This window comes from Paraburkholderia sp. BL23I1N1, assembly GCF_003610295.1.
Taxonomy (GTDB): Bacteria; Pseudomonadota; Gammaproteobacteria; order Burkholderiales; family Burkholderiaceae; genus Paraburkholderia.
This window is the reverse complement of sequence record NZ_RAPV01000001.1, coordinates 3,965,140-3,988,029: the sequence shown is the minus strand read 5'-3', so window position 1 is coordinate 3,988,029 and position 22,890 is coordinate 3,965,140. Positions and strand designations below refer to the sequence as shown.

At 58.8% G+C, this 22,890-nt stretch carries 20 protein-coding genes; 8 read left to right on the top strand and 12 right to left on the bottom strand.

Going from position 1 to position 22,890, the window contains the following annotated elements:
* Positions 1–522: 522 nt before the first annotated feature.
* From B0G76_RS18610 to B0G76_RS18600, 3 genes are read right to left on the bottom strand one after another with little or no spacing between them, the layout of a single operon-like run.
* Positions 523–948, bottom strand: coding sequence for a lipocalin-like domain-containing protein (locus B0G76_RS18610; protein WP_120296521.1), 426 nt, complete (start codon positions 946–948; stop codon positions 523–525).
* 29 nt (positions 949–977) lie between these two features.
* Entirely contained in the window at positions 978–1,487 is a 510-nt protein-coding gene (locus tag B0G76_RS18605) for a DUF2867 domain-containing protein (RefSeq protein ID WP_120293888.1), read from the bottom strand.
* Positions 1,484–2,143: a DJ-1/PfpI family protein gene (locus B0G76_RS18600; protein WP_310793942.1), complete on the bottom strand. Its 660-nt coding sequence runs from the start codon at positions 2,141–2,143 to the stop codon at positions 1,484–1,486. Before B0G76_RS18600 ends, B0G76_RS18605 begins: the two co-directional genes overlap by 4 nt.
* An 83-nt stretch (positions 2,144–2,226) precedes the next feature.
* Between B0G76_RS18600 and B0G76_RS44575 the strand changes: the two genes are divergently transcribed.
* Complete coding sequence (locus B0G76_RS44575; protein ID WP_310793941.1) at positions 2,227–3,258, top strand: TetR/AcrR family transcriptional regulator; 1,032 nt, start codon at positions 2,227–2,229, stop codon at positions 3,256–3,258.
* A 327-nt stretch (positions 3,259–3,585) separates the two neighbouring features.
* On the opposite strand, the gene B0G76_RS42490 is transcribed toward B0G76_RS44575, so the two are convergent.
* Both B0G76_RS42490 and B0G76_RS18580 read right to left on the bottom strand, forming a co-directional pair.
* Positions 3,586–4,023 carry a hypothetical protein gene (locus B0G76_RS42490; protein WP_147394061.1) on the bottom strand — a complete coding sequence of 146 codons (438 nt, stop codon included), beginning with the start codon at positions 4,021–4,023 and terminating at the stop codon, positions 3,586–3,588.
* A gap of 108 nt (positions 4,024–4,131) precedes the next feature.
* Positions 4,132–5,220: a DEAD/DEAH box helicase gene (locus B0G76_RS18580; protein ID WP_147394060.1), complete on the bottom strand. Its 1,089-nt coding sequence runs from the start codon at positions 5,218–5,220 to the stop codon at positions 4,132–4,134.
* A 169-nt stretch (positions 5,221–5,389) separates the two neighbouring features.
* Here B0G76_RS18580 and B0G76_RS18575 point away from each other — a divergent pair, with 169 nt between their 5' ends.
* Complete coding sequence (locus B0G76_RS18575) at positions 5,390–5,716, top strand: DUF4148 domain-containing protein (protein ID WP_120296520.1); 327 nt, start codon at positions 5,390–5,392, stop codon at positions 5,714–5,716.
* A gap of 93 nt (positions 5,717–5,809) precedes the next feature.
* Here B0G76_RS18575 and B0G76_RS18570 read toward each other — a convergent pair whose 3' ends face one another.
* Positions 5,810–6,694 carry a helix-turn-helix domain-containing GNAT family N-acetyltransferase gene (locus B0G76_RS18570; protein WP_120293884.1) on the bottom strand — a complete coding sequence of 295 codons (885 nt, stop codon included), beginning with the start codon at positions 6,692–6,694 and terminating at the stop codon, positions 5,810–5,812.
* A gap of 229 nt (positions 6,695–6,923) precedes the next feature.
* On the opposite strand from B0G76_RS18570, the gene B0G76_RS18565 reads away from it, so the two are divergent.
* Positions 6,924–7,616, top strand: a complete 693-nt coding sequence (locus B0G76_RS18565; RefSeq protein WP_120296519.1) for a phosphatase PAP2 family protein — start codon at positions 6,924–6,926, stop codon at positions 7,614–7,616.
* Positions 7,617–7,754: 138 nt separating this feature from the next.
* On the opposite strand, the gene B0G76_RS18560 is transcribed toward B0G76_RS18565, so the two are convergent.
* Both B0G76_RS18560 and B0G76_RS18555 read right to left on the bottom strand, forming a co-directional pair.
* Positions 7,755–8,117 carry a translation initiation factor Sui1 gene (locus B0G76_RS18560; RefSeq protein WP_120293883.1) on the bottom strand — a complete coding sequence of 121 codons (363 nt, stop codon included), beginning with the start codon at positions 8,115–8,117 and terminating at the stop codon, positions 7,755–7,757.
* 134 nt (positions 8,118–8,251) lie between these two features.
* Positions 8,252–9,175: a class I SAM-dependent methyltransferase gene (locus B0G76_RS18555; RefSeq protein WP_120293882.1), complete on the bottom strand. Its 924-nt coding sequence runs from the start codon at positions 9,173–9,175 to the stop codon at positions 8,252–8,254.
* Between the two features lie 362 nt (positions 9,176–9,537).
* Here B0G76_RS18555 and B0G76_RS18550 point away from each other — a divergent pair, with 362 nt between their 5' ends.
* Positions 9,538–11,097: a class I SAM-dependent methyltransferase gene (locus B0G76_RS18550; RefSeq protein WP_120296518.1), complete on the top strand. Its 1,560-nt coding sequence runs from the start codon at positions 9,538–9,540 to the stop codon at positions 11,095–11,097.
* A gap of 606 nt (positions 11,098–11,703) precedes the next feature.
* On the opposite strand, the gene B0G76_RS18545 is transcribed toward B0G76_RS18550, so the two are convergent.
* The gene (locus tag B0G76_RS18545) at positions 11,704–13,851 is read right to left on the bottom strand and encodes a hypothetical protein (protein WP_120293881.1); all 2,148 of its coding nucleotides are present in this window, start codon (positions 13,849–13,851) and stop codon (positions 11,704–11,706) included.
* Positions 13,852–14,274: 423 nt separating this feature from the next.
* On the opposite strand from B0G76_RS18545, the gene B0G76_RS18540 reads away from it, so the two are divergent.
* Positions 14,275–15,552, top strand: coding sequence for an MFS transporter (locus B0G76_RS18540; protein ID WP_120293880.1), 1,278 nt, complete (start codon positions 14,275–14,277; stop codon positions 15,550–15,552).
* A gap of 14 nt (positions 15,553–15,566) precedes the next feature.
* Here B0G76_RS18540 and B0G76_RS18535 read toward each other — a convergent pair whose 3' ends face one another.
* Positions 15,567–16,559 carry a LacI family DNA-binding transcriptional regulator gene (locus B0G76_RS18535; protein ID WP_120293879.1) on the bottom strand — a complete coding sequence of 331 codons (993 nt, stop codon included), beginning with the start codon at positions 16,557–16,559 and terminating at the stop codon, positions 15,567–15,569.
* Positions 16,560–16,739: 180 nt separating this feature from the next.
* Here B0G76_RS18535 and B0G76_RS18530 point away from each other — a divergent pair, with 180 nt between their 5' ends.
* The gene (locus tag B0G76_RS18530; RefSeq protein ID WP_120293878.1) at positions 16,740–17,570 is read left to right on the top strand and encodes an NAD(P)-dependent oxidoreductase; all 831 of its coding nucleotides are present in this window, start codon (positions 16,740–16,742) and stop codon (positions 17,568–17,570) included.
* 78 nt (positions 17,571–17,648) lie between these two features.
* On the opposite strand, the gene B0G76_RS18525 is transcribed toward B0G76_RS18530, so the two are convergent.
* Positions 17,649–18,563 (bottom strand): AraC family transcriptional regulator, encoded by a 915-nt coding sequence (locus B0G76_RS18525; protein WP_120293877.1) that lies wholly within the window; start codon positions 18,561–18,563, stop codon positions 17,649–17,651.
* 163 nt (positions 18,564–18,726) lie between these two features.
* Between B0G76_RS18525 and B0G76_RS18520 the strand changes: the two genes are divergently transcribed.
* Together B0G76_RS18520 and B0G76_RS18515 are read left to right on the top strand one after the other, a co-directional pair.
* Entirely contained in the window at positions 18,727–19,560 is an 834-nt protein-coding gene (locus B0G76_RS18520; protein ID WP_120293876.1) for an oxidoreductase, read from the top strand.
* 293 nt (positions 19,561–19,853) lie between these two features.
* Positions 19,854–21,533, top strand: a complete 1,680-nt coding sequence (locus B0G76_RS18515; RefSeq protein ID WP_120293875.1) for an alkaline phosphatase family protein — start codon at positions 19,854–19,856, stop codon at positions 21,531–21,533.
* A gap of 99 nt (positions 21,534–21,632) precedes the next feature.
* Here the strand turns inward: B0G76_RS18515 and B0G76_RS18510 are convergent, their stop codons facing one another.
* Positions 21,633–22,532, bottom strand: a complete 900-nt coding sequence (locus tag B0G76_RS18510; protein WP_183082083.1) for a GGDEF domain-containing protein — start codon at positions 22,530–22,532, stop codon at positions 21,633–21,635.
* Between the last annotated feature and the right edge of the window lie 358 nt (positions 22,533–22,890).

The following is a 22,890-nucleotide window of genomic DNA, read 5'->3' as shown; positions in this document are numbered from 1 at the left end:
CAGAGGTAGACGCACGACCCGCCTGGGCGGGTGTGCGGTTTGCGTCGCAGGCTGCTAAACCTGGCCGCTGGGTGTTTCCCAACGACTTGATAATTATTAGGCAGGCCACATGGGTTGCCTTCAACCTTGCAGGCTAAATGTCTGATTTGGCCGAACGGACAAGGGACGGTAGGACGAGGCTGGGTGGCGTTCGGCCTTTGCAGTCGTTGGCCTTCGATCTGATCGCAGCCAGTCGAATGACTGCTTCCGGAAAACGCCGGGACTGAAGTCGACCCAAAGGAGCCGGTGGAAGTGGCGAATCGCCTGCCAGAAACCGGACGTTCCGGATGCGCTGAAAAGACCTGCTGCGATGCGGCAACACAGCGATGACCGCTTTCCGACTGCCTCACTCACCCGGACGCTTCGCACTGGACCCAAGGAGGCCGTCACAAATTGAGTCAGCCATAGGTGCCCGCCCGGTTGCCGGACTCATCGTCAAGTTGATGTCCTGAAACCAACATTGCGAACTCGGTGCCGCGAAAACTACTCGCGTATAAAGACGAGAACACCCCTTCCAATTGGATTTCCTGGCACCAATGGATTCGGCATCCAGGCAGTGCTGACTTCGAGCGTGTCTCCAGCAAGCTCGTAGTATCGTTCCTGCTCACTGCCGTTCCAGGCCTCATTCCAAGACGAGTCAATCGTTGCAATGAACCTGTCGTCATCTATCCGATTCCGACCTGTATAGGCCATCATGGTACGGAAGCGTGCCGCCGTCTTCTCATCTGTGTTTCCTGGCTCCCGCGTCTTTGCGGTAACCAGTACCATCATTCGCCCATCAGAGCTGAAGATAAGGTACCCGCTCGGGTCGGCGCCCCAAGGTTGAGTGCATTCGTTTGAATCCTGAAGCTGGGTATTGAAAGAGATCAGCCGCCAGCAACCGTGGAGTTCAGCGTAGTGCCCAGTCATGAGTCCACCCGTCGTGCCGCTACGCATGCTCAAGTCCTCATTTCTCTGGCCGCCCGTTCCAAATTCGCCCGCATGATCACGCGATGAAACGGCGCAATCGTCGCAAGATAGATACGTCCCAGTCTGTTATGGCAATGCACCACTGTCCCCGCGAGCAGCTCGCGCCCATTTGCCGCATCGGCGCGAAGTTGGATGGTGACGCGGAAGTCGAGATGCCGGTCATCCGCGCCCACGACCAACTCCGTCGCACTCTTTGACAGCAGCGGAAAGAAGCCGATAACTGGCCCACGCGCTGCTCCAGCAAGACCGACGGCGTGAGACGATTTGACGCTGACTGTCACCATCACTATATCGCGGACACGCAAGAGTGCACGAATCCACCACGCCTGCCGCTCGAACACGATGCGTGCCAGCGCCTCCAGATCATCGCTGGCCTCTGCCGGCAGTCGAATTGCAAAGGCGTCTGAAAGGTCTGCGCCCGCGTAGAGCGGCGCAAGCACGCTGTCGCTAGGCATGGGCACGGCGCGCGCTTTGGTCATGGGTGCCTCACCTCAGTCCTTGTCCAACGCCGCAAAGAATCAACGGCCACGATATTGCGTGCCCCCTTGCTCGATGCTGGATACAACCAGCCCTTCGTAGATGCCATACTGCCCGCAGGCAATACCGGCCGTAATGCCTCCAGCATTTTCTGTGTACCGAACAGGCGTTCGACAACCCAGCCGACCAGATAGAGTGCGGCAAGACATCCGCCAGCCGTCGCGACATTGCCACTGCTCGTGAACGGCCTGTCGTCCAATTCCACGCCTTCTGCGTGCAGGGCCGCTCGCGCATCAGGATGTGTTGTCGCTCGGCCTTCCGGAAGCAAGCCCAGCCGCGCAAGAATGAACGCGCCCGCACAGATAGAACCGATCAACTGACGGCTTGGATCCAGCTGGAACGCCCCCATGAAGGTTGCGTCCGAGATGGCAGCCGGCACACCCTCTTTACCGCTGGCGAATAACACAACATCGGCATGGTTGGCCTCTTCGAGTCGGCCGTGTGTGTGGATCAGCAGACCATTTGAAGATCGGAGTTCCGATTGCTTGCCCAATACGCGAACTTGCCAATCGTCTCGATTGCGCCCCAGAATATCCCACATCAAGAACAGGTCGATGTCGATGAACTGCTCAAAGGTGATCAGCGCGAGTTGCTTCATTGGTGGCTCCGCTCGCTGTGGAAACTGCAGTCTAGCGACGCCGGCACGACCATACACAGTCTGTACGTTATCGGTATCACCAAATGTTGACACGAGATCAATGGATTGCTGCTGGGTTCGATGCCCTCGATCAGGAAGGATATCTGGGTGTTTCCGCCGAGCGCCTGGCTCGGCGATTGAATGTGACGCGCGGCTCGTTCTATCATCATTTCCGTAGCAAAGAGGACTTCGTCCGTACCCTGCTCGTGCAATGGGAGTCGGACTACACCGATCGGATGCTCGCGTATGCGGCAGAGGGGCGCACCTTGGATGACGTGCTGGCACGTTACCTGGTGGTGGCCGCCGACAAACGGCCGCAGAGAGAAATCGAAATTCGGGCATGGGCGCGCCAAGACCCACCGGTTGCCGAATACCAGGAGCGGGTGGATTGCACCCGATTGTCATTCGCCATCTCGGTTTGCCGTGCGAGGATAGACAACCCTGTCGATGCGGAACTCATTGCGCGCGTCGCACACCTGTCTGATCGGCGGACAGCAATCAGGCCACAGAAATCAACCCTCCGATTTTTCTCGACTCGCGCGAACCGCGCTTACGCTGTTGGGGAGTTCGCTGCGCCCGAGTCAGCTTTAACCTTGGCGCGCTTCGATGCGTTTGAAAAATCGGTAAATCACCAGAACACACCGCATCCAGTACCATGTCGGGCGTTCCGATCCGTCAGCGAATTTTGGCACGGCTGCTCACGATGCTTAGTCGGGGCCGGCTATCGGTCGCGAGGCTCATATGCACACGGCGCAGCGCGGGAATTTTCGGCGGTTCGGGCTTACACCGCCAGTAAGCGAGCAGCCGCGTTCGACCGGTTCTGGCCGACAGCCCGCGTTCAACAGTCTGCCTTCTACGACGGCTCCGAGCCGGACAGGCGGCAGTCAACGACTGACATGGGAGGCGTGGCCCGGCCTGCCGGGGTACTTCCATCTCGAGGGATAGGCTGGCTAGCCACGATGCCTTTCAATCGCGGCTTCGATGAAGGAAGTCCAGACTTCGTTTGGCTTCCAGAGCCCACGCATCAGATCAAAGGCGCACACGACGTCCCAGTCCTGACGGACGACACGATATAGCCCGATGAAAGCCGAAACCCGCATATTGGACGCACAGTGAATCCACGGCTTCCTCTCGCGGTGCGAATCCATTGCTTCGAAGAACGCAAGCAGGTCCGCTTCCTTGGGCGCAGAGAACTGGACCGGGATGTGCACGTAAGTGAGGCCCAACGAGTCGACTGTGCCCAGTTCATCAGGCAACGAGTAGCGTGGATCGTCATGGAGCGCCAGGTTGATGATCGTTAGTTAGGCGTCCAAGTGGGCGTTTTGAGTGTCGCTGATCGACCCCGAGCAATCTGTCGCGACTCTTCAGAGCGGACGCTCAACCCGACCTTCGTTGGGTATAAATCAAACAGCAATAATGGGCACAATTCCTTGTGAGGTATGGAGGACATACGATTCAAGGCCATCCAGTTCGGGAACAACCCGAACGATCAAGTCACTATCCAAGACCAGCGTCAACACTTTGTGTTCGTCAAAGTTGGCGTCGACGACAATTTTATGCACGCAGCGGTGCAGACAGGTACTGGACTGCGGAGAACTCCCGTTGCCGATACTTTCGCCTTCCGAGTGTTGTAAAGAAAAGCCGCATTGGATCAAAATCCATCCACTTCCACTATCACGGCATCCGCGGCTGAACTCAATCGAAACTGACGCTGGATTAATGCCAACTCCCGTAATCTCACTTCCGATAATCTCTGCCAGATCGCGTTGACTAATCATAAGTAGGTTAACCCAAAGAGTTGCGAATGTTTGATTGTTGTTGAGCGCTGTCAGGTCTCCCAAACCGCAACTCGCGTTAGCCGTCTCATCGAAGGTAGATCGTCCACAGCCGCTCCTTCACTTGCCCCCTATTCACCGTGGCGCCTACTGCTACGGTCGATCTTCCCCGCTCTAAGCGTCGTGCCCGCTAGTCAACATCCCTGCCCCGAACTGCGACCCGACAGGTTTGAGGTCGCTTTCGCGATATCCCACGTCCAGCTCCTCTGCCATTCTGGTGAAGATACGATGAAGGTCGGAAGGACCCGTCCAATAGGCAAGATCGCCGACCACATAGAGCCTGCGTTTGGCGCGCGTAACGGCGACATTGACGAGGTTCGGCTTTGCGCCGGCGAAGCTCGCGATTACGCCCGGAGTCTTGGGGTTACCTCCCAACAGGAATATGACGTGCTCCGCTTCCTTGCCTTGGAACGTATGTACCGTGCCAGCCATACCCTTGCTGGCCTCTCCGTAACGCGTTGACAGAAGCTCACAAGATTTATCCGAGACAGTTTTGAAAGGAGTGACGACATAGGCCTTAAATTGCCCCTTCTGCTTCAGCGTTCCCCCAGTGATTGCGTGAATGAGATCCAGTGCGACGGATGCCTGTGCTTCCACCCAGTGCCCTTCGGAGAACTCAGCAGGAACGTCAATCCAGCGACTCCGTCCAATGCCTTCAGGACCTGCATCTTCTTCAGCGCCATAGACCATTTTGTTATGGTAGGCGATGCTATTGGCAATTTTGAACATGAGATCCAGACAGCGTCGGTGCACGAGCAAAGGAGAGCCCAACCACACTCGACTATCAGAATCCGGATTCCCGAGAAGCATGCCGTAGCGGTTAGCCCGATCGGCCAACGTTTGAGCAGATGCTGCAGGCGGCGCCCAATGGTTCTCAGAAAAACTGCGTTGCAACAACGGCTGCATCAGTTCCTCGCGCACACCCACAACCGGTTCGAGCTGAAGCGGGTCGCCAACGATGATCGAGCGTCTCGCACGCCATATTGCACCCACAGCCTGTTGCGGAGCGGCCTGCCCGGCTTCATCGATTAAAAGCCACGCGAGTTGCTCACGACCTACACCCGCAAAGAGTCGTGGGAACGATGCAAAGGTAGTTGATACCAAAGGTACAACCAGGAAGAAGGTATCCCAAAGCTGCATGACACCGCCCGAAACCTGCTGAGCATTCAGACCGCCACTAAGAACGTTAACGAACGCACTCAACGTTGGTTTCAGCTTCTTCCACGCAGCAGCAATAGCCGTTCTGAGGTGGTCAGGGAGTCGTTCTTACGTGAACGACTCTACTATATTGATTCGGAATGCATATTAAGCAATTGAAGCCATGAAGGCCTCAGGCGCACCCGCCAAGCTCATTTAGTCGATGGAGAAAATCATGAAGATCCGCATTCTTGCCGCCCTTGCCGTTGCAACCGCTATCGCTGCTCCCGCTTTTGCAGACGCCGACGCGCCCGCGCTGACCCGCGCACAGGCGCGTGCGGAACTCGTCCAGCTGCAAGCGGCCGGCTACAACCAGTCCCGCGGCGAAGACGCGAACTACCCGGTCGAGATTCAGGCGGCCGAAGCGCGCGTCGCAGCGCAACGCGACAGCTCAAGCGCCTACGGCGGTGTGGCTACCAACGGTTCGTCGGCAGCCGGCGACCGCAAGAGCAACCATCATCTGGACAATGACGGCATGCAGCCGATTTATTTCGGTCAATGACCGCAAGATCATGGCGTTTTCACGCAGGCTCGACCCAGATGAGACGATCATCAGCGACAGTCGAAAATCCGCAAAGCAAAGAATGACGGCCGTTCAGACTAGTCGCTTTTCAAACCAGTGATGGGCATACGGTTCCGCGCTGAACGCATCGACTTCGACGTATCCCGATTGCCGGTATAGCGAAATCGCCTCGCGCAGATTTCGATTTGTCTCCAGGCGAATAATGCGCACTCCGGCCTGCCGAGCCCGTTCCTCCGCCTCAACAATCAACCGGTGGCCTACACCCATCCCGCGTGCGGAAGGGCTCACCCACATTCTTTTGAGCTCGGCTGGGGACTTCTTATGAAACTTCAGCGCGACACAGCCAATCGGGTTTCCATGGAGTCTCGCGACGATCAACGCTCCTTTCGGCACCGTCAATTCATCGGCATCCGCCGACAGGCTCATGGACGGGTCGAATCCTGCGTCAAAGCGCTCATCGAGTTCGCCAAAATACTGTTCAAAGCACCATCGCGCGTCATCGCTATCCGGCTCCTCGAGGGCAAAATGCACGAGAGATGCCTGTAGCAAGCGTTCAACCTCAGACATGGCCGCGACCAGTCTCCGACGCTGCTCATCGCCGAGCGGTTCGAGCGCGCGTAAAGCGACCGCGTCAGAGAGCCGTTCGAGTTCAGCCCTCTCCATGAGGCCCTCCTGAGTCAGGCAAGCCCGGCGTACCCGGCGGTCGCCCGAATGAGCGAGGACAACGACAAGTTTTTGCCGTTCGAGAGATGCCAACGTACGGCTGACATAGCCTGAATCAAGATTTAGCCGCGCGCGAAGAGTACGAATATCCGCACCGTCGACGCCGATCTCCCATAGCAAGCGTGACTCACCCATCGGGCGGCCGCGTCCGAGGAAATGATCATCGGTAGCACCAATGCTTTCGGCGACTATGCGGTTAAAGCTACGAATCTGGAGAAGGTCGGATACGCACATATCTCTGACTTTAGTCAGAGATATGGACCCCGTCAACAAAAGTCGAACTCGGTCGCCGTGCGATCGCATGGACAAGTTATGGCAGCAGGTCGGCACAGCGCTTCCGCAGTTTGTACGGCGCGTCTCGGCGCGCAGTAAAAGTTGTCAGTGAAAGTAAGCACTAAAAATGCGGCGCATCCAATGGGCTATGCTAGCCTCGATGCGACCAGCTCAAGTTTCTTACAAAATGATGAACAGCTTCGATTCGTCTATCGAAACCTATTTGTCTAACCTACACTTCGGTCATTTTGCGGCCCAATCCATAGCAGCCATCGCCGACCTTTACACCTTCAAAGGCCTCGTACTGATTCCCGTGCTGTGGTGGATGTGGTTTCAGCAGGACGAGCGCCGCGAATGGCGACGAGAAATGGTTCTCGCAACGCTTCTCAGTGGCCTCGTGGCGCTCTTCGTCGGAAGACTGCTGACCCACTGGTTGCCGTTCAGAGTGCGCCCCCTCTATAGCGCCGAACTGCAACTGCACTTTGCAGGTAACGATATCAAGGACGCACTGCTAACAAGTTGGAGTTCCTTCCCAAGCGATCACGCGATGCTATGGATGGCGGTCGCCACCGGCATCTTCCTCGTGTGGCATGGCATCGGTGTGCTGGCGATTCTCTACACCGTGCTGTTCATTTGCGTTCCGCGCGCCTATCTCGGCTTTCACTACCCAACCGATTTGCTGGTGGGCGCCGCTGTGGGAGTCGGAATTACTTATCTCCTGACGCGAGATGCGATCCGCGTGCGCTACGCGCCCCCAACGCTGCGATGGATCGAACGCCGCCCGGGGCCTTCAGCAATGCTGGCCTTTCTTCTGTGCCTCGAACTCGTTACGCAGTTCGACGAACTGCGCAAGCTGGCGAGCGGTGTGCTTAAACATCTATGAACCACGCGTTGCGTTGCGGTACGGCGCTGGGAGCGTGTCAGTGGTGGTGTCGCCCGAGCGCGTGATTTTATCGAAGCCGGGTTCATCGACGCGACACGCGTCACATTCAACTCATCACGCCGTCACCCATTGAAGAGATTAGCCCCCGGCCCGTTTCGCGCTGTGACCGTACTTTTTGAGCGTTTCGATGACCCGCTCGCAGTGATCGCCCTGCACTTCAATCACGCCATCCTTGACCGTTCCACCAGAACCGCAGGCCGTGCGCAACTGCTTGCCTAGCAACGCCAAGGCAAGAGGATCGAGCGCCAGCCCTTTAACGATCGTCACGCTCTTCCCGCCCCGACCTTTGGTCTCGCGAGTCACCCGCACCACGCCATCGCCTACCGGCCGCGTCCCGGCAAGCGTTGTGCAGACACATTCCGCAAGCACCCGCCTGCATTCGGGACACATCCGCCCGCCATCTGTGGAATAGACAAGGCCGCCTTTTGAACTACTCTTCATGATTGACTTACTCAACGACGCTAAGGTCCGAATCGTGACAAGTTTAGCAGGCGCGCCTTAGCCGCTTCTTGTCAGGTCAGGTCTCATGCCGGACTTCGACGTCGACCCTGAAGAGACTTTTCGGACTCCCTAAGTCAGCGAGGAGGTTTTGATGCGGTAAGGTAAGCGGTGCGCTCGGCCATCACCAATTGGCGACCTTCAACTTGCGGACGGAGTATCTGTTCGAAGAATAGTCGTTCGTCCACGGTGAACTGCGTCGCGAGAATGTCGCTGAGCCTCGGAGCCCACGGGTGAGGCGAGCTTTCAAGCAGCACGTCCCAGGAGGTGACCGCCGCCGAGCGTACATCAATGTGGAGCTCCATATGAATATCCGCGAATCCCGCATCTAAAGCGAAGCGGACCAGATCGCGTTCGCCGTAGTTGGCAATCGGACTCGCAGCAATTTTTTCCTCAGTATCGGGAAACTGAGCGGCTTTCCAGCGATGCATCAGGTGGAAGAAGCTGTCCCCGGCTTTCTCGGGCAAACTTTCAACGATTTTCCGCAGCGAGCTTGCCTCGATTGCATCGTCGCGCATAATCGGTTCAGCGATCGATAGCCGACCACCAGGTCTGAGAATCCGATGAAATTCCCGCATGGCGGCCATCTTGTCGGGAACATAAGCGAGAACGGCTCGTGTCGTGACTGCGTCGACAGCGTCATCCTCAATGCCATCGAGCAATTCGGCGGAGCATTGGATGAAGGTGCATTGATCCCGCATGTTCCGCTGAACTGCGAGTGCTTCAGTGTGACGAAGCAGAGGCGCCGAGATATCGGTCAAAAGCACGCGCAGCGACGGGCCTATACGGTCGATAGCGCTCAAGCCAATCAGTCCATCGCCTGCGCCGATGTCGGCGAGCGTCATGCCAGGGGCAAGCCTCGCGCCGTCCAGAACGCGGTCCACATAGTGTTTGAGTTCGAGTTGAAGTGCGCGTTCGCGCTCTGGATCATCTCCGTGCCGAATATGTAAAAGCCAATCGGACCACACATCGGATTGCGGCTGGGAGTCAGAACTATTCATGGCGAAGGACGAGTGTCGAGTGGATAGCGAGGTGTGTCGAATGACCAAAGACTCGAGCCTCGTCCTGGATCATCCAGCCGGCAGTTGAGCGTCATCGCCGTCGGCGCATGAATGTAAGCGACGTTACCTTACGAGAGCCTGAAGGAATTGCTATCAGAGCGGGAAACCGCGTAGGAATGTCTGGCGTAGGACTGTGGATAGACAAACGGGCCTGCGCTATGAGAGGCTTCGCATCACGCCGACCCGGCAGCGGCGAGATCCGCGCCCGGCGACGTTGACCGTATCGCCCAGCCTCTGCTGAAAGTGGCTTGGGAAGACGTCGTTCCAGCACGACGATCCTTCAAGAAAACGAGAGCCAGAACGTGAGTGAGTGGAAAGCCGGCAGCATTGATGGTATTGCATACACGTATGGCTATTGCGACGAGCTGGATCCGCTGCGCCTTAGACTTCCGTTGCTACAGTCGGGAATCGCCCCTCCGGTCCTGCGTACCGCTTGCGAACTGGGATTCGGCCACGGCGTCAGCGTGAACATCCACGCAGCCGGGTCAGCTACAGAATGGTTCGGTACTGACTTCAACCCGTCTCATGCAAGCTTTGCACGGCAACTGACACAGCGCGCCGGATCGCAGGCGAAATTGTTCGCTGAAAGCTTCTCGGCATTCTGTACGCGAGACGATTTGCCGAATTTTGATTTCATCGGCATGCACGGCATCTGGAGCTGGATTTCCGACGAAAACCGCGCACTCATTGCCGATTTCATACGACGCAAACTCAATGACGGCGGCGTCGTGTCCATGAGCTATAACACCCAGCCCGGGTGGGCCACGATGTTGCCGGTGCGCGAGTTGATGAATTGTCATTTCCAGGCGAGCGCGCGGCTCAATGCGCACGGCAACGCGCCTACCGAAACGCAAGTCCAGACGCACATTGCAGCGGCGATGGATTTCGTAAAAACCGTGATTGCGACGCAACCCGGCTACACCGTGGTCAACCCGCTGGTGGCTGAACGTGTCGACGCATTGCGCAACGAGAGCCCGCACTACCTCGCGCATGAATATTTCAATCGTGACTGGCAGCCCATGACGTTCTCGCAGGTCACATCGTCGCTTGCCGCGAGCGGTTTGACTTATGGCTGTTCTGCGGACTATCGCGATCACGTTGACGAGATCAATCTCAACCCAGCTCAACGCGCCTTGTTGGCGGGCATTCCAGATACCGCTTTACGTGAGACCGTACGCGACTTTTGCATCAACCGGTCGATGCGGCGAGATTACTGGGTCAAAGGGAGTCGCGCGCAAAGTGAAGATGCGCAGCAGACGGCGCTGCGCGCGCATCGCGTCATGCTGGCGCTGCCGAGGGCTTCGGTCTTGCTGAAGGTACGCGGAGCGCTGGGAGAGGCGACGCTACCGGAAAGCTCATATGGTCCGATTCTCGACACGCTTGCCAGCCATCACCCCGCCAGCCTGGCCGATATCGAAAACAGCGTCCGCGGACGTGGCATTACGCTCCCCCTCATCGTCAAGGCCGTGACCTTGTTAGTGGGGGCCGGCGTGTTGCTGAACGTACAGGACGAGGCGCGCATTGACCTCGCGCGTCCGTCATCGGACAGGCTGAACGCCGCCATTTGCGAGCAGGCGCTCCAGCATGGAGACGTGCAATTTTTGGTCAGTCCCGTGTCAGGATCAGGCGTTTTGATTCCGCGTGTGCCACAGCTCTTCCTGCTAGCGAGGCGACGTCACCTGATGGAACCACCGCAGTGGGCCGAATTCGCCGAGGCTGCTTTGCGCACGAGTCCCGCGCCAGCTCACGTCACGGAGGGCGATTCCGTTAGCCTGCTCAACACCAGCGGCGATCTGATTGCGAAAGCGAATCGCTTTGCTGAAGTACATCTACCGATCTTGCAGGCGCTGGGAATCGCTTGAGGAAGCAAGTCGGTCGCCAAGCGGAATTAGCGCGAGCCTTCCCACTCTTCTTGCAACAAGCTTAAAAAGAGCGGGAAGGTGATGGCCTATTAGTCTTACAGCGCCACGAACAGAACGCCGTGCGGATCTTGCAGCGCGGAGGCGTTTCCGATACCAGCAGCTACCGGCGTCAGATGGCCGCACTTGACGTCCAGCTGCATAACCTGCCCTTGTCCCGCGCTGTACGCATCGCCCTGTATGCCGCAATTGTGTCCGCGTAATGAATTGAAATATTTTTTGCGGATCGATAGAAGACGTGTCGTTCACTGCCGGATAGCCGAATGGTCGGCCTGTAGTGCGGAGGCGATGCGATCAGCTAATTGAAATAATAGTAATGCTAATGAAATACTGCATGCCAACGGCAACGAGCATGTCGCTCTCGTCGCGGACCGTTAGCGCGCTATGCCGCAATCGAAAACTTTCCGATCGTCTCTTGCCGGTCCTTATGGCAACCTCAAGAACGCCGCAATTGACAAAATTTTGATCGAGATGATCGAAATGGGCTCGGTGCTATTCGCCCGAAGCAGGCGACGCCGGCCTTTATAAAGGCCGGCGCGCTTCACAGGATCAATTCGAACCGGCGTACTTCAGTGTCCAGGTGAACGTACGATTGCTTCCCGCGTTGAGTGCGAAGGGGCGCGTCGTACAGGCAAAGTTCGAATGCAACTGCCCGATCGGCGTGGTCGACAACGGATTGGTCACTCCGGCCGCCATGTCGAAGTTAGACAGAGCACAACTGTCAAAACCCGTAGTGCCATAGCTGGTCGCATTACTATTGGCATACTTAACCGAGAAACCATCGCTATTCGCTGTGGTGTTCTGGAAATCCGCAAAAGACGTGAAGTCCGTCTCGACCGCGATGTTGCCGGTCAATGTTCCAGAACTCAGCGTATCGGTTCGCGTCAGCGTGCCTTGACCAAACGTAAGAACCGTGTGGACCTGCAGGTCGATATCCGTGGCATAGGTTGCATTCTTGACGGCCTGCCGGAATTTGGCCGTGTCGAAAGTGACGACCACCTGGCCGTTGGTTTCCTGAACATTCAGGTTTTTATAGTACGTAACCGGAATGTAGGTTTTCCCGTTATAGGAAACCTGCGGAATCAGCAACGCATAGCCCAGATCCGTTGTGCCATAAATCAGCTTGTCGGAGAACGGCGTCGGGTAATAAGGCGAGTACGAATTGTAGTCAGGTGCCTGGCTCAAGTTGAGATTGATGACGCGCTTGCCGTCGCGCACCGTAATGAGCGCCGCGCTGTACGGGTGAGCCGTATCGGTGGGCAAGTTGTACCAGGTGAGCGTGTAATGCGGCCTCGCGTCCAGCCAGGCTTGCAAATCGGAATCAGACATGGGCGCCGCGCCACCAAAACCGAGTTTGTTCCACCAGGCATTCACGTACATGTACTGGTGTAAAAGGCTGAAATTCTCACCCATGACTCGAGGTTTGCCGCGATACGCATCGGTGCCGCGCCCTTTGACCCACATATTCACCGAAGGCGTGGGCAGAGTCGGGTCGTACCAGAACGTGTCAAAGCGATAAGCCGCCTTATAGATAAACGAATAGGCCACCTGCATTTCCTGGGCGGACAATACGCCGGCATTTGCCGCGGCAGTCAGAATTTCCATAAAGGCGGAGTCCCCGTACGGCCCGATGGACCTGCCATAGTTGAAACCCTGGCCGTCTGCGTTGAGCTGGGGAAGAATGAGATCGACTGACTTGCGCAGATAGGATTTCAATTCGGGCGTTAGATTGGCCTCATTGCCCATTTCGAACGTTCGCTCAACAACTTCGCCAATGAGCAACGTGCTGTATCGATCGAAGCGTGCCTGATCGTAATAGGTCGTATGGGTATTCGAGGCCTCGTCGGAAAAACCGCCGGACGAGTCTTTTCCAATGTGATTCGTGAGCGTGTACAGAAGCGCGTCGCGCGCGCCTTTCGACGCCACAGTCGGGTCGGTGGCGGAAAAGAAAGTCGGATTGCTCCATCCGAGTTTCTGTCTCAGCCCCGCAATACCGTAAGAGACGGCATAGTAATTCTGCGCGGTATTGAGCGATGCAACGTCGATCGTCCCTGTGGCGGGGCACGTATTCTTCATGCCGCTCGCATCCGCACCGAACATATCGCAGAAGGTCAGGCGATTTTGCAGCGTAGCCAGCATGGCGTCACTGAAGACCTCGTTGAGCATACCGTGCGCTTTGAAATTATTGAGCGCAACGAGGTAGTAGTACTCGCCCCAGGACGTATTGGCATACGTGTAGTTGGCGCCGCTCGTCTGCGTCATCATCGCGGTCGTTATCTTTTGATACGTCGCGAGGTAATCCGAATATTTCGGATCTCCTTTCGTCTTCATATCGATCAATATGTACGACAGCCCGAGCGCCAGCTTGCCTGGCAGAAATTTATCGCCCGTATTGGTATCGAGCACGTGCACGGGGCTGCCGTCGCCAAGGTCCATCACCACTTGCGTGAAATCCGGCGCCTTCTTGATGAGGTCAAAGAGTGCTCTCATCTGTCCCATCGCGGTGATGGGCACGCCGGCTCCTGACGGGACGCTCGTATCCGTCGCGCCATAGACAATTCCGTGCAGAGAAACCGTGGCCGCGGAAGAAACGGGAGTATTCGGACCGCCATTCACGCCGCCGCCGCATGCACTGACGAGAAAAAGCGTCAGTGTACTGAACGCCAAACCAACGGATGATTTTCGCGATGAACGCATTTTTGTCTCCTGATTGTAGGTGGATCGATGCTGAAACTAGCGATTTCACAAGCGTGTCCGCTGTTCGTTCCCATCTGTTCGCGCCGGCATGAACGCCTCCGCATTCCGCCCGCTGCGCCCGTCCGATGTCCGTAGACGTCGCACCATCCCGACCTGACACAGATCGCTGCGGATGCGAAAGAAAACGTTTAACTCAACATCAGGGCGAGATGGTCTCACCATTGACGCACCGCGCACAAGACTAGGTAAAACAAGGTCTTTCCAAGGCATTGGAAATCTTATACTATAGGAAAACGTTTTCCAAATTGGATGCGTTTTGGGCGTAGCGCCGCCGCAGTGCCATGCATCGCGGGCCTTGGCGCTCCTCCCGGTCAATGGCATATAGCGCGGCGCGACAAGCGACGCCGCGCAACGGAGACTTAAATGCAAACTGCCGTCATCGGCCTCGCCCGCGTCGCCAGCCGCTATCGCTGGACGGTCTGCGCGTTACTCTTCTTTGCGACCGTGATCAACTACATGGACCGCCAGATTCTCGGTCTGCTCGCGCCGCTTCTGCAGCACGACATCGGCTGGACCCAAGTGCAGTACGGCCGCATCGTGATCGCCTTCTCGGCGTTCTACGCGGTCGGCCTGCTGTGCTTCGGCCGTATCGTCGACTGGCTGGGCACACGCATTTCGTACGCGCTCGCCATGCTGATCTGGAGCCTGGCCGCGGTGTTGCATGCGGCGGTCGGCTCGGTGACCGGCTTCGCCATGGTGCGTGCGCTGCTCGGCATCGGCGAGGGCGGCAACTTCCCGGCCGCCATCAAGGCGACGGCCGAATGGTTCCCGCGCCGCGAACGTGCGCTGGCAACCGGCATCTTCAACTCTGGCGCGAATGTCGGCGCGGTGTTCGCGCCCGCCATCATCCCGCCGCTCGCGCTGGCGTTCGGCTGGCGTGCGGCGTTCGTGATCATCGGGGCGGTGGGCATCGTCTGGCTGGCCGTATGGTTCGCGCTCTACCGGTCTGCCGACCCGAGCTCCGTGGAGCAAACGCAGGACGAAGTCGAAACGCTCGATGCCGCCAACGTGAACGCCCGCGCGCCGGGCTGGGGCGTGCTGATCAGAAAGCGCCAGACGTGGGCGTTCCTGATCGGTAAGTTCCTGACCGATCCGGTGTGGTGGTTCTATCTGTTCTGGCTGCCGAAGTGGCTTAACGAGTCGCGCGGCATGGACATGCAGCACATCGGTCTGCCGCTCGTCTGCATCTATGCAATGACGACTGTCGGCAGCATCGGCGGCGGCTGGCTCTCTTCGGCGCTCCTGCGCGCCGGATGGAGCGTGAACGCCGCGCGCAAGACAGCGATGCTGATCTGCGCGTGCTGCGTGCTGCCGATCGCGTTCGTCTCACAAGTCGACAACCTCTGGGGTGCCGTCGCGATCGTCGGGCTGGCGGCGGCAGCGCATCAGGGCTGGTCCGCGAACCTCTTCACCACCGCCTCCGATCTCTTCCCGAAGCGCGCATTGGGCGCGGTGGTCGGCATTGGCGGGATGGCGGGCTCGATCGGAGCGGTGCTGTTCTCGGAGGTGATCGGTCAGGTCCTGCAACGCACCGGCCACTACTGGGTGCTGTTCGCGATAGGCGCGCTTGCCTACCTCGTCGCCCTTGCCGTCATGCAGATGCTGACGCCGCGCATGGCGCCCGCGAAGCTCAACGCGTGAAAGCGTGAGACGCGTCAGCCGCGGGCCGCTGTCGATTCACGGACGATGAGCCTCGGCTCGAACACCGAATGCCCAGCCTCCGCATGGCCCGCGAGCGCGTCGATGAGCTTTTGCATCGCGAGCTCGCCCATTTTCTCGCTCTGAATATCGACGGTGGTGAGCGCGGGCGCTGCGTACTCGCCGTACGGGACGTTGTCGACACCGGTTACCGACAGCTCGTGCGGCACCTTGATGCCGAGCGACACCGCCTCTTTCATGAAGCCGAGCGCGATCAGGTCGTTGTAGCAGATCACCGCCTGCGGCCTGCGCGGACCGAGCATCATGCGCGAGCACGCGTCCTGGCCGGCGCGCGCGGTCGGCGCGTGAGCGTCGTAGACGTCGAGCGTGAGGCCGCCTTCCTCAAGACACTCGCGCGCACCGCGAATGCGCTCGTCATTGATGCGAGCCTGCCCGAAACCAAGGTAGGCGATGTGACGATGTCCAAGGTTCAGCAGATGCCGCGCGACCATGTAGGTTGCGAGCCGGTTGTCGATACCGACGCTCGGAATCGGCAGCGCCTCGCTGCGCCTCAACAGCACAAGTGGCTTGCCGAGATCAAGCAGCCACTGCGCCTCGTCGTCGGGCATCCGCGAGCTGACGATCAGGCCGTCAACGCGCTGCGCGAGTGCTTCGATCAGGGGGCGCTCGCGCGCCTGGTTTTCGTCGGTGTCGACGAGCAGCAGCGTGTAGTCGTGCCGCAGCGCGACGCGGTTGGCGCCTTTCACGACGCTCGTGAAGTGCGGATTGCTGATGTCAAGAATGGTCAGCCCGATGGTGCGGGAGCGGCCGGTGATCATCGACCGCGCAAGCGGATTCGAGCGGTAGCCGAGTTCCTCGATCGCAACCTTCAGGCGCGCCTCGACCGGTGCGGAGAAGCGCTGCGCACCGTTCATGTACTTGGACACCGTGGCGACCGACACGCCGGCCGCCGCGGCAACGTCGCGAATAGTTGGGGAAAGTTTTTTCATGCAGAAGGTAACGTTTTCTCTTTTGTTTCCCGATTGTCGCAGAAAGCGCGGTCAGGCAGGCGAATGTCATTTGTTGCAATCGCTGTCTGATAGCGGTGTATCCGGCAATCCGCGCTGAATCTCCTTCATCGTTCTCGTTCAGAAAACGTTTTCTAAAGATCATTTTCAAGGAGTTCTTTTATGAGCCAAACAGTCACAGCGTCCAAGCCCTTCCGGCGTCTGCTGCTGACCGGCGCAGCCGGCAACCTGGGCCGCCAGCTGCGCGGCGCGCTCGCCCATTGGGCCGACGTCGTGCGCGTGAGCGACATCGCGCAGCTCGGCGAACCTGCGCCGCACGAGGAAACGAGCATCGTCGATCTGGCGGATCGGCCGGCGGTGATGCAACTCGTCGAGGGCGTCGATGCGATCGTGCATCTCGGCGGTATCTCCGTCGACGCCCCGTTCGACGATCTGCTCGGAGCGAACATTGCCGGCACATACAACGTGTATGAGGCCGCGCGCAAGCACGGTGTGAAGCGTGTCGTGTTCGCGAGCTCCAATCATGCGATCGGTTTTCATCCGGTCACCGAAGTGCTCGACGCCGACGCGCCGCAGCGCCCGGACAGCCTCTACGGCGTCACGAAGTGCTTCGGCGAGGCGCTCTCCCGCTACTACTACGATCGTTTTGGCATCGAGACGGTGTGCCTGCGAATCGGCTCGTCGTTCGAAGAGCCGAAGAACCCGCGCATGCTCGTCACCTATCTTAGCTACCGCGACTTCATCGAACTTGTGCGGTGCTCGCTATTCACGAACCGCGTCGGGCACGTGGTCGTGTACGGCGCGTCGAACAATCCGGTCAAGTGGTGGGACAACACGAAAGCCGGCTTCCTCGGCTTCAACCCGCGTGACAGCGCAGCGCAGTTCGCAGAACGTTTCCCCGCGACCGCACCGAGCGACTTGCGCGACGATCCCGCACAACGCTTTCAGGGCGGCCCATTCGTGCTTGGCCAGCCAATGGAGGCGAAGCAGTGATCGGTCATTGAAAAGCATGTGCCCCGGTAGCGAGTCGGAAACCGCAATGGCTGCCGTGACATCGCTAGCCGGCAAAATTCAGTGAGATGAGACGTAGTCCGACTTCGCGTGCGCGGGCGGAATGGCAAAGCTCTCGCGCATGCGCTTCGTCTCCGCCGCGGGTGTGAGCCCAAAAAGCCGTTTGAACTCCCGGTTGAACTGCGAAGGGCTCACATAGCCCACAGCATGGCTCGCAGCCTCCGCGGTCATGTCCTGGCGCACCATGAGCAGACGAGCCTGATGCAAGCGCGTGGACTTCACGTACTGCATGGGCGACGTCTGCGTGATGGCCTTGAAATGGCTATGAAACGTGGGCACGCTCATGCCGGCCTCACTGGCCAGTTGCGCAAGATCGAGCGGCTGCGCGTAGGTGGCGTGGATGCGGCGCAACGCCTTCCCGATCTTGCCGAACTGCCCCTGCATGGCCAAAGCCGCGCGCATGGCATTGCCCTGTGCGCCCGTCAGCACGCGGAAATACAGTTCGCGTACCAGCGCCGGGCCGAGGACGGCGGCTTCGAGCGGCTGGTTCATCGCCTCCAGGAAGCGCAACACGGACGCTCGCAGCGCAGGGTCCATCGGGCTGGACATCATGCTTTGCGGCGGCGCGCCCTCCTCTGCCGGCATACGGCCGCGATCGATCTGGATCATCAACTCGGCCGCTACCTGAAAATCGAGGTGCATGTAGATGGCCAGCAAAGGGTTCGTGGGCGTCGCATCGGTTTCCATCGTAAACGGCACCGGCACCGCTACCGCCAGGTAGTGTTGCTCGTCGTACAGGTAAACCTGTTCGCCGAAATAGCCCCGTTTGCATCCCTGACAAACAATCACGATGCCGGGATCGTACAAAACCGGCGTGCGGGAGAGCGGCCGGTTCGAACGCAAAACACGCACGTCGGGCATGGCCGTGAGGTTGTATCCCTCCTCCGGCGCCAGCGCCTGGAGCAAAGTCACCATACGTTGCTGATCCGCTCTGGAAGGCGGTTGGCTGCGCTCAATCTGTTTCACGAAATTTTGCTCGTCTCAGAGGATTAGGCAATAAAAACAGAATATAAGACCTCAAACACCAACGGGCAAACGCATACGATGTAACTCCCATTGTTTCTTCTGGAGCGGTTCCATGTCATCTACAAAGACGTTGCTCATTACGGGCGTCAGCAGCGGTTTCGGCCGCGCGCTGGCCCAGGAAGCGATCGCCGCCGGTCATCGCGTGGTCGGCACAGTACGAAGCGAACAGGCGAAACAGGCGTTCGAAGCACTCGCCCCGAATCGGGCTCTGGGTTGGATACTCGACGTGACCGACTTCGACGCCATCGATGGCGTCGTCGCCGATATCGAGACCACGATCGGCCCGGTCGACGTGCTCGTCAACAACGCCGGGTACGGTCACGAGGGTGTGATGGAGGAATCGCCGCTGAGCGAGATGCGCAGGCAGTTCGACGTGAACGTGTTCGGCGCTGTCGCGATGATGAAAGCCGTCCTGCCCTACATGCGCGAGCGTCGCCGCGGACATATTCTCAACCTGACTTCAATGGGCGGCTTCATCACGATGCCGGGCATCGCGTATTACTGCGGCAGCAAGTTCGCGCTGGAAGGCATCTCCGAAGTGCTCGGCAAGGAAGTCAAACCGTTCGGCATCTCCGTGACCGCCGTCGCGCCGGGTTCGTTCCGCACTGACTGGGCCGGGCGCTCGATGATCCGCACACCGCGTTCGATTCCGGACTACGACGCCCTGTTCGACCCGATCCGGCAAGCGCGCGAAGAGAAAAGCGGCAAGCAGACCGGGGATCCCGTGAAGGCTGCGCGCGCGATGCTGGCCGCCATCGCCAGCGAGGCGCCGCCGGCGCACCTGCTCCTAGGCAGTGATGCACTGGGTCTGGTGCGAGCGAAGCTGTCCGCGCTCGCCGATGAGATCACACAGTGGGAACCCCTCACCCGTTCGACGGACGGTTGAACGTCCAGGGCGTACTTACACCGGGCTGGCACATCGAGGGACGTTCAGTTTTTTCCAGCCATAGGGCGTGCTCTCGAAGGGCAAACGACGTTGACTCGCAGCAAGGCTGCTGCTGTCCTTCTCCCATGTCTTACCTCGTTGATACAAATCCTTACAAACTCTCAAACGCACGCCCCTTGAGCCTTCTGGCCCCTCTCGGAAGATAATCGAAAGCAACGCTTCACAGGACTTTCTCATTTCAATCCTTACCCTTCGTTGGGCACGATCGTTCCCAATCAATTACGAGGTGAAAAATGGAAGAGATCAGGAAGTGGTTTGGAGTCGGTGCAATATTCAGCGCAAGCGTGCTGGCGTTCGCGAGCATGGCCGCGAGAGCGCAGGATCATGATGGCGATCACCACAACCAGCAGTACAAGCATGTCTTGCTGATCAGTGTGGACGGGATGCATGAGGCCGATCTGGTCAACTACGTCAAGACACACCCGGGATCCACCTTCGCGAAGCTCGTCAAACATGGAGTCGAATACAGCGACGCTTCGACCTCCAGGCCCTCGGACTCGTTTCCAGGGCTTCTGGCCTTTGCAACTGGCGGCAGTCCCCTTAGCCACGGCGTCTTCTATGACGATACTTACGACGCTACCCTGTTCCCACCGGGCAGTAATTGCACCGGCACGCCCGGCACGGAAGTCAGCAACTTCGAAGCACTCGATTGGGATCTGACCAAGCTGGACGGCGGATCGCCGCCACCCGGCGCAACGTTCGATCCACGCAATCCTCACATCAATCCCGCGAACCTCGCGTTGCGCAAGACCGCCAATGGCTGCGAGCAGGTCTGGCCGCATCTATACATGAAGCACCATACGAACACGATCTTCGAGATCATCCATGAGGCCGGTCTGCGCACTGCATGGTCGGATAAGCACCCGGCCTACGAGATCCTCAACGGGCCGTCGGGGTTGGGACTGGACGAACTCTACGCCCCCGAGATCAACTCGACCTCCCTGCAAGCGAATGGCTATCCGAACGCGCCTGCGACCGCCGATTGGACCGCCGACCCGATCTATACCCGGACGTACGACGGCTTCAAGGTCAAGGTCGTCCTGAACTGGATCCACGGACTGGATCAGACCGGGACGAAGCAGGTCGGTGTGCCGGCGATCTTCGGCATGAACTTTCAGGCGGTCAGCGTCGGACAGAAGGTCACGGTGGGCATGGAAGGCGCCACCACGACCCGTGGTGGCTATAGTGACGCAGCCGCGACTCCGACCGTGCCGTTGGAGCAATCGCTGGACTTTGTCGATGCCTCGCTGGGCCAGATGTACGATGCACTCAACGCGGGCCATCTGCTGCAATCGACACTGTTCATCGTCGGCGCCAAGCATGGCCAGTCGCCGATCGACGTCAAGCAGCTTCACATGCTTAGCGGTTCGAAAAACGCTTATGCGACCGCCGACGTGAGCGACCCTGCCACCCTGCTCACCAATGGCGGCGTAGCGGTCGCCCAGGAAACGGCCGACGACGTGTCGCTCTTATGGCTCAAAAACCACGGCGATAGAGATCAGGCAGTATCGATCCTCAGCGCTGACCAGGCGAGCGTCAATTCCACCCGCATCCAGACGCTCTATGACGGCGCAACCTTGAAGTCGATCTGGGGCGATCCTGCGGAGGGCCGTGTTCCTGACATCATCATCCAGCCGATACATGGGACGATTTACAGCGGGAGCGCGGCCAAGCTGGCCGAGCACGGCGGCCTGACCACCGACGATACGAACACGCTGCTAGTGGTCTCCAATCCGAAGCTGGAAAGAAAGGTCGTCGATAGTCCCGTGACCAATATGCAGGTGGCGCCGACCATTCTGAAAGCGCTCGGCCTCGACCCACACAAGCTGGTGGCCGTTCAGCGTGAAGGCACCCAGACCCTTCCGGGCATCGAGACCACTGGGAACGATGATCACGGTGGCCATTCGGAGTAACGGCAGTGAAAGCGCCGGCGGTCAGTTTTAGCTTCAGACCGCTGGCGTGGTGTGTTCCTGAGAGGGTTTCTTCGGCGAAGACGGCCTCTCAGGTATCCGTTAGATCGTGAGTCCCCTGGAGCGGAAGTCGATCGCCGAATCTTCATGATCGACCAGAACAGATCGATTCTTGCCCTGCCGTTTAGCGTCGTAGAGCCCGCGGTCGGCAAGCCTGAATGTTGCCTGCACGCTGATTCCCTCCGCGAGCCTCGAAATGCCGATGCTCACCGTCACCGCATGCCCCGAAGTCCGGAGGGTCGCCACGCTGCTGCGGATCTGTCGTGCGAGCGCGCACGCGTCTTGTTGACCACCTTCGAATATCACGCCGAACTCCTCGCCACCAAGGCGCCCACAGACGTGTGGGCTCGCGCATCGCTCGATTGCATGCGCGACGGCCACCAGTACCTGATCGCCGACTTCGTGCCCCGAGGTGTCATTGATCTTCTTGAAATCGTCGACATCGATGAGCAGGAGATAGGATTCGCCGCTGACCGAACGGACGCGGCACTCGTCGATCGACAGCATGAAGCTTCGACGAGTGTGAATCTCGGTTAGCGCGTCCCTGAACGCGAGTCTCGCCAGTTCCTGCTGCACGACGAAGGTCTTCTTCCGCTCCTGCACGAAGAGAAGATTGAGCAGCAGCCCAAGCGCCACACCCGACAGCACGAAAAGCAGGATCCAGTTTGCATCCTGCGCGCGGATCAGGACGCTTGCCTCACCATAGGAGATGATCAGCCAGACAGCGAGCGCGCTCGCCAGATAGTTGTAGTACCCCGTGAATACCGGCGCCATGCCGACATTGATTGCAACACCCATGGGGAGCACCCAGAACGCCGGAGTCTGCGTACCGGTCACGTTGGTATGAAACGCAAGTGCCGTGAAGACGGCGCAGGCGAAACGCCCGACGGCATCCATCACCGATCCGCGGGACGCGTAAGTCAGACCCATAGCGGTCAGCATGCCCCCGATCGCTATCAGCGTGACTGGCTCGTTGAATGTGGCATGCGGATTTGCAGACGCTCGAGATATCAGCCACGCGACGAACCCGAAGATCTGGACGGAAACAGCGAGATGGCGGGTGTTTTGCGCCGCACTCGTCCAGAAAAGGCGCCTTTCCGCCGAATCTCGAAAGCTGCTCCGCTTCTCGAGCGATCCTATTCTTCGTGCGTACGACATGCCTGCCTTTACCACCTTTCAAGAGCATAGTTATCTGCCAGGGTGCGACTGGCGCGCTGCACCTGGGTGCCACCCGATTCGCAGTAGATGCCCTTCCAAGATTGTCGAAACTGGAACGTCACGCAACTCCCCGAGCCTCGCG

Coding starts and splice junctions, on each gene's coding strand:
- B0G76_RS18600 (WP_310793942.1), bottom strand. CDS start 2,143: ATGAAGCAACTCGCGCTGATCACCTTTGAGCAGTTCATCGACATCGAC.
- B0G76_RS18510 (WP_183082083.1), bottom strand. CDS start 22,532: ATGCTGACCGCTATGGGTCTGACTTACGCGTCCCGCGGATCGGTGATG.
- B0G76_RS18540 (WP_120293880.1), top strand. CDS start 14,275: ATGCAAACTGCCGTCATCGGCCTCGCCCGCGTCGCCAGCCGCTATCGC.
- B0G76_RS18555 (WP_120293882.1), bottom strand. CDS start 9,175: ATGAATAGTTCTGACTCCCAGCCGCAATCCGATGTGTGGTCCGATTGG.
- B0G76_RS18570 (WP_120293884.1), bottom strand. CDS start 6,694: ATGTGCGTATCCGACCTTCTCCAGATTCGTAGCTTTAACCGCATAGTC.
- B0G76_RS18520 (WP_120293876.1), top strand. CDS start 18,727: ATGTCATCTACAAAGACGTTGCTCATTACGGGCGTCAGCAGCGGTTTC.
- B0G76_RS18575 (WP_120296520.1), top strand. CDS start 5,390: ATGAAGATCCGCATTCTTGCCGCCCTTGCCGTTGCAACCGCTATCGCT.
- B0G76_RS18565 (WP_120296519.1), top strand. CDS start 6,924: ATGAACAGCTTCGATTCGTCTATCGAAACCTATTTGTCTAACCTACAC.
- B0G76_RS18535 (WP_120293879.1), bottom strand. CDS start 16,559: ATGAAAAAACTTTCCCCAACTATTCGCGACGTTGCCGCGGCGGCCGGC.
- B0G76_RS18525 (WP_120293877.1), bottom strand. CDS start 18,563: ATGGTGACTTTGCTCCAGGCGCTGGCGCCGGAGGAGGGATACAACCTC.
- B0G76_RS44575 (WP_310793941.1), top strand. CDS start 2,227: ATGTTGACACGAGATCAATGGATTGCTGCTGGGTTCGATGCCCTCGAT.
- B0G76_RS18530 (WP_120293878.1), top strand. CDS start 16,740: ATGAGCCAAACAGTCACAGCGTCCAAGCCCTTCCGGCGTCTGCTGCTG.
- B0G76_RS18515 (WP_120293875.1), top strand. CDS start 19,854: ATGGAAGAGATCAGGAAGTGGTTTGGAGTCGGTGCAATATTCAGCGCA.
- B0G76_RS18605 (WP_120293888.1), bottom strand. CDS start 1,487: ATGACCAAAGCGCGCGCCGTGCCCATGCCTAGCGACAGCGTGCTTGCG.
- B0G76_RS18560 (WP_120293883.1), bottom strand. CDS start 8,117: ATGAAGAGTAGTTCAAAAGGCGGCCTTGTCTATTCCACAGATGGCGGG.
- B0G76_RS18545 (WP_120293881.1), bottom strand. CDS start 13,851: ATGCGTTCATCGCGAAAATCATCCGTTGGTTTGGCGTTCAGTACACTG.
- B0G76_RS18610 (WP_120296521.1), bottom strand. CDS start 948: ATGACTGGGCACTACGCTGAACTCCACGGTTGCTGGCGGCTGATCTCT.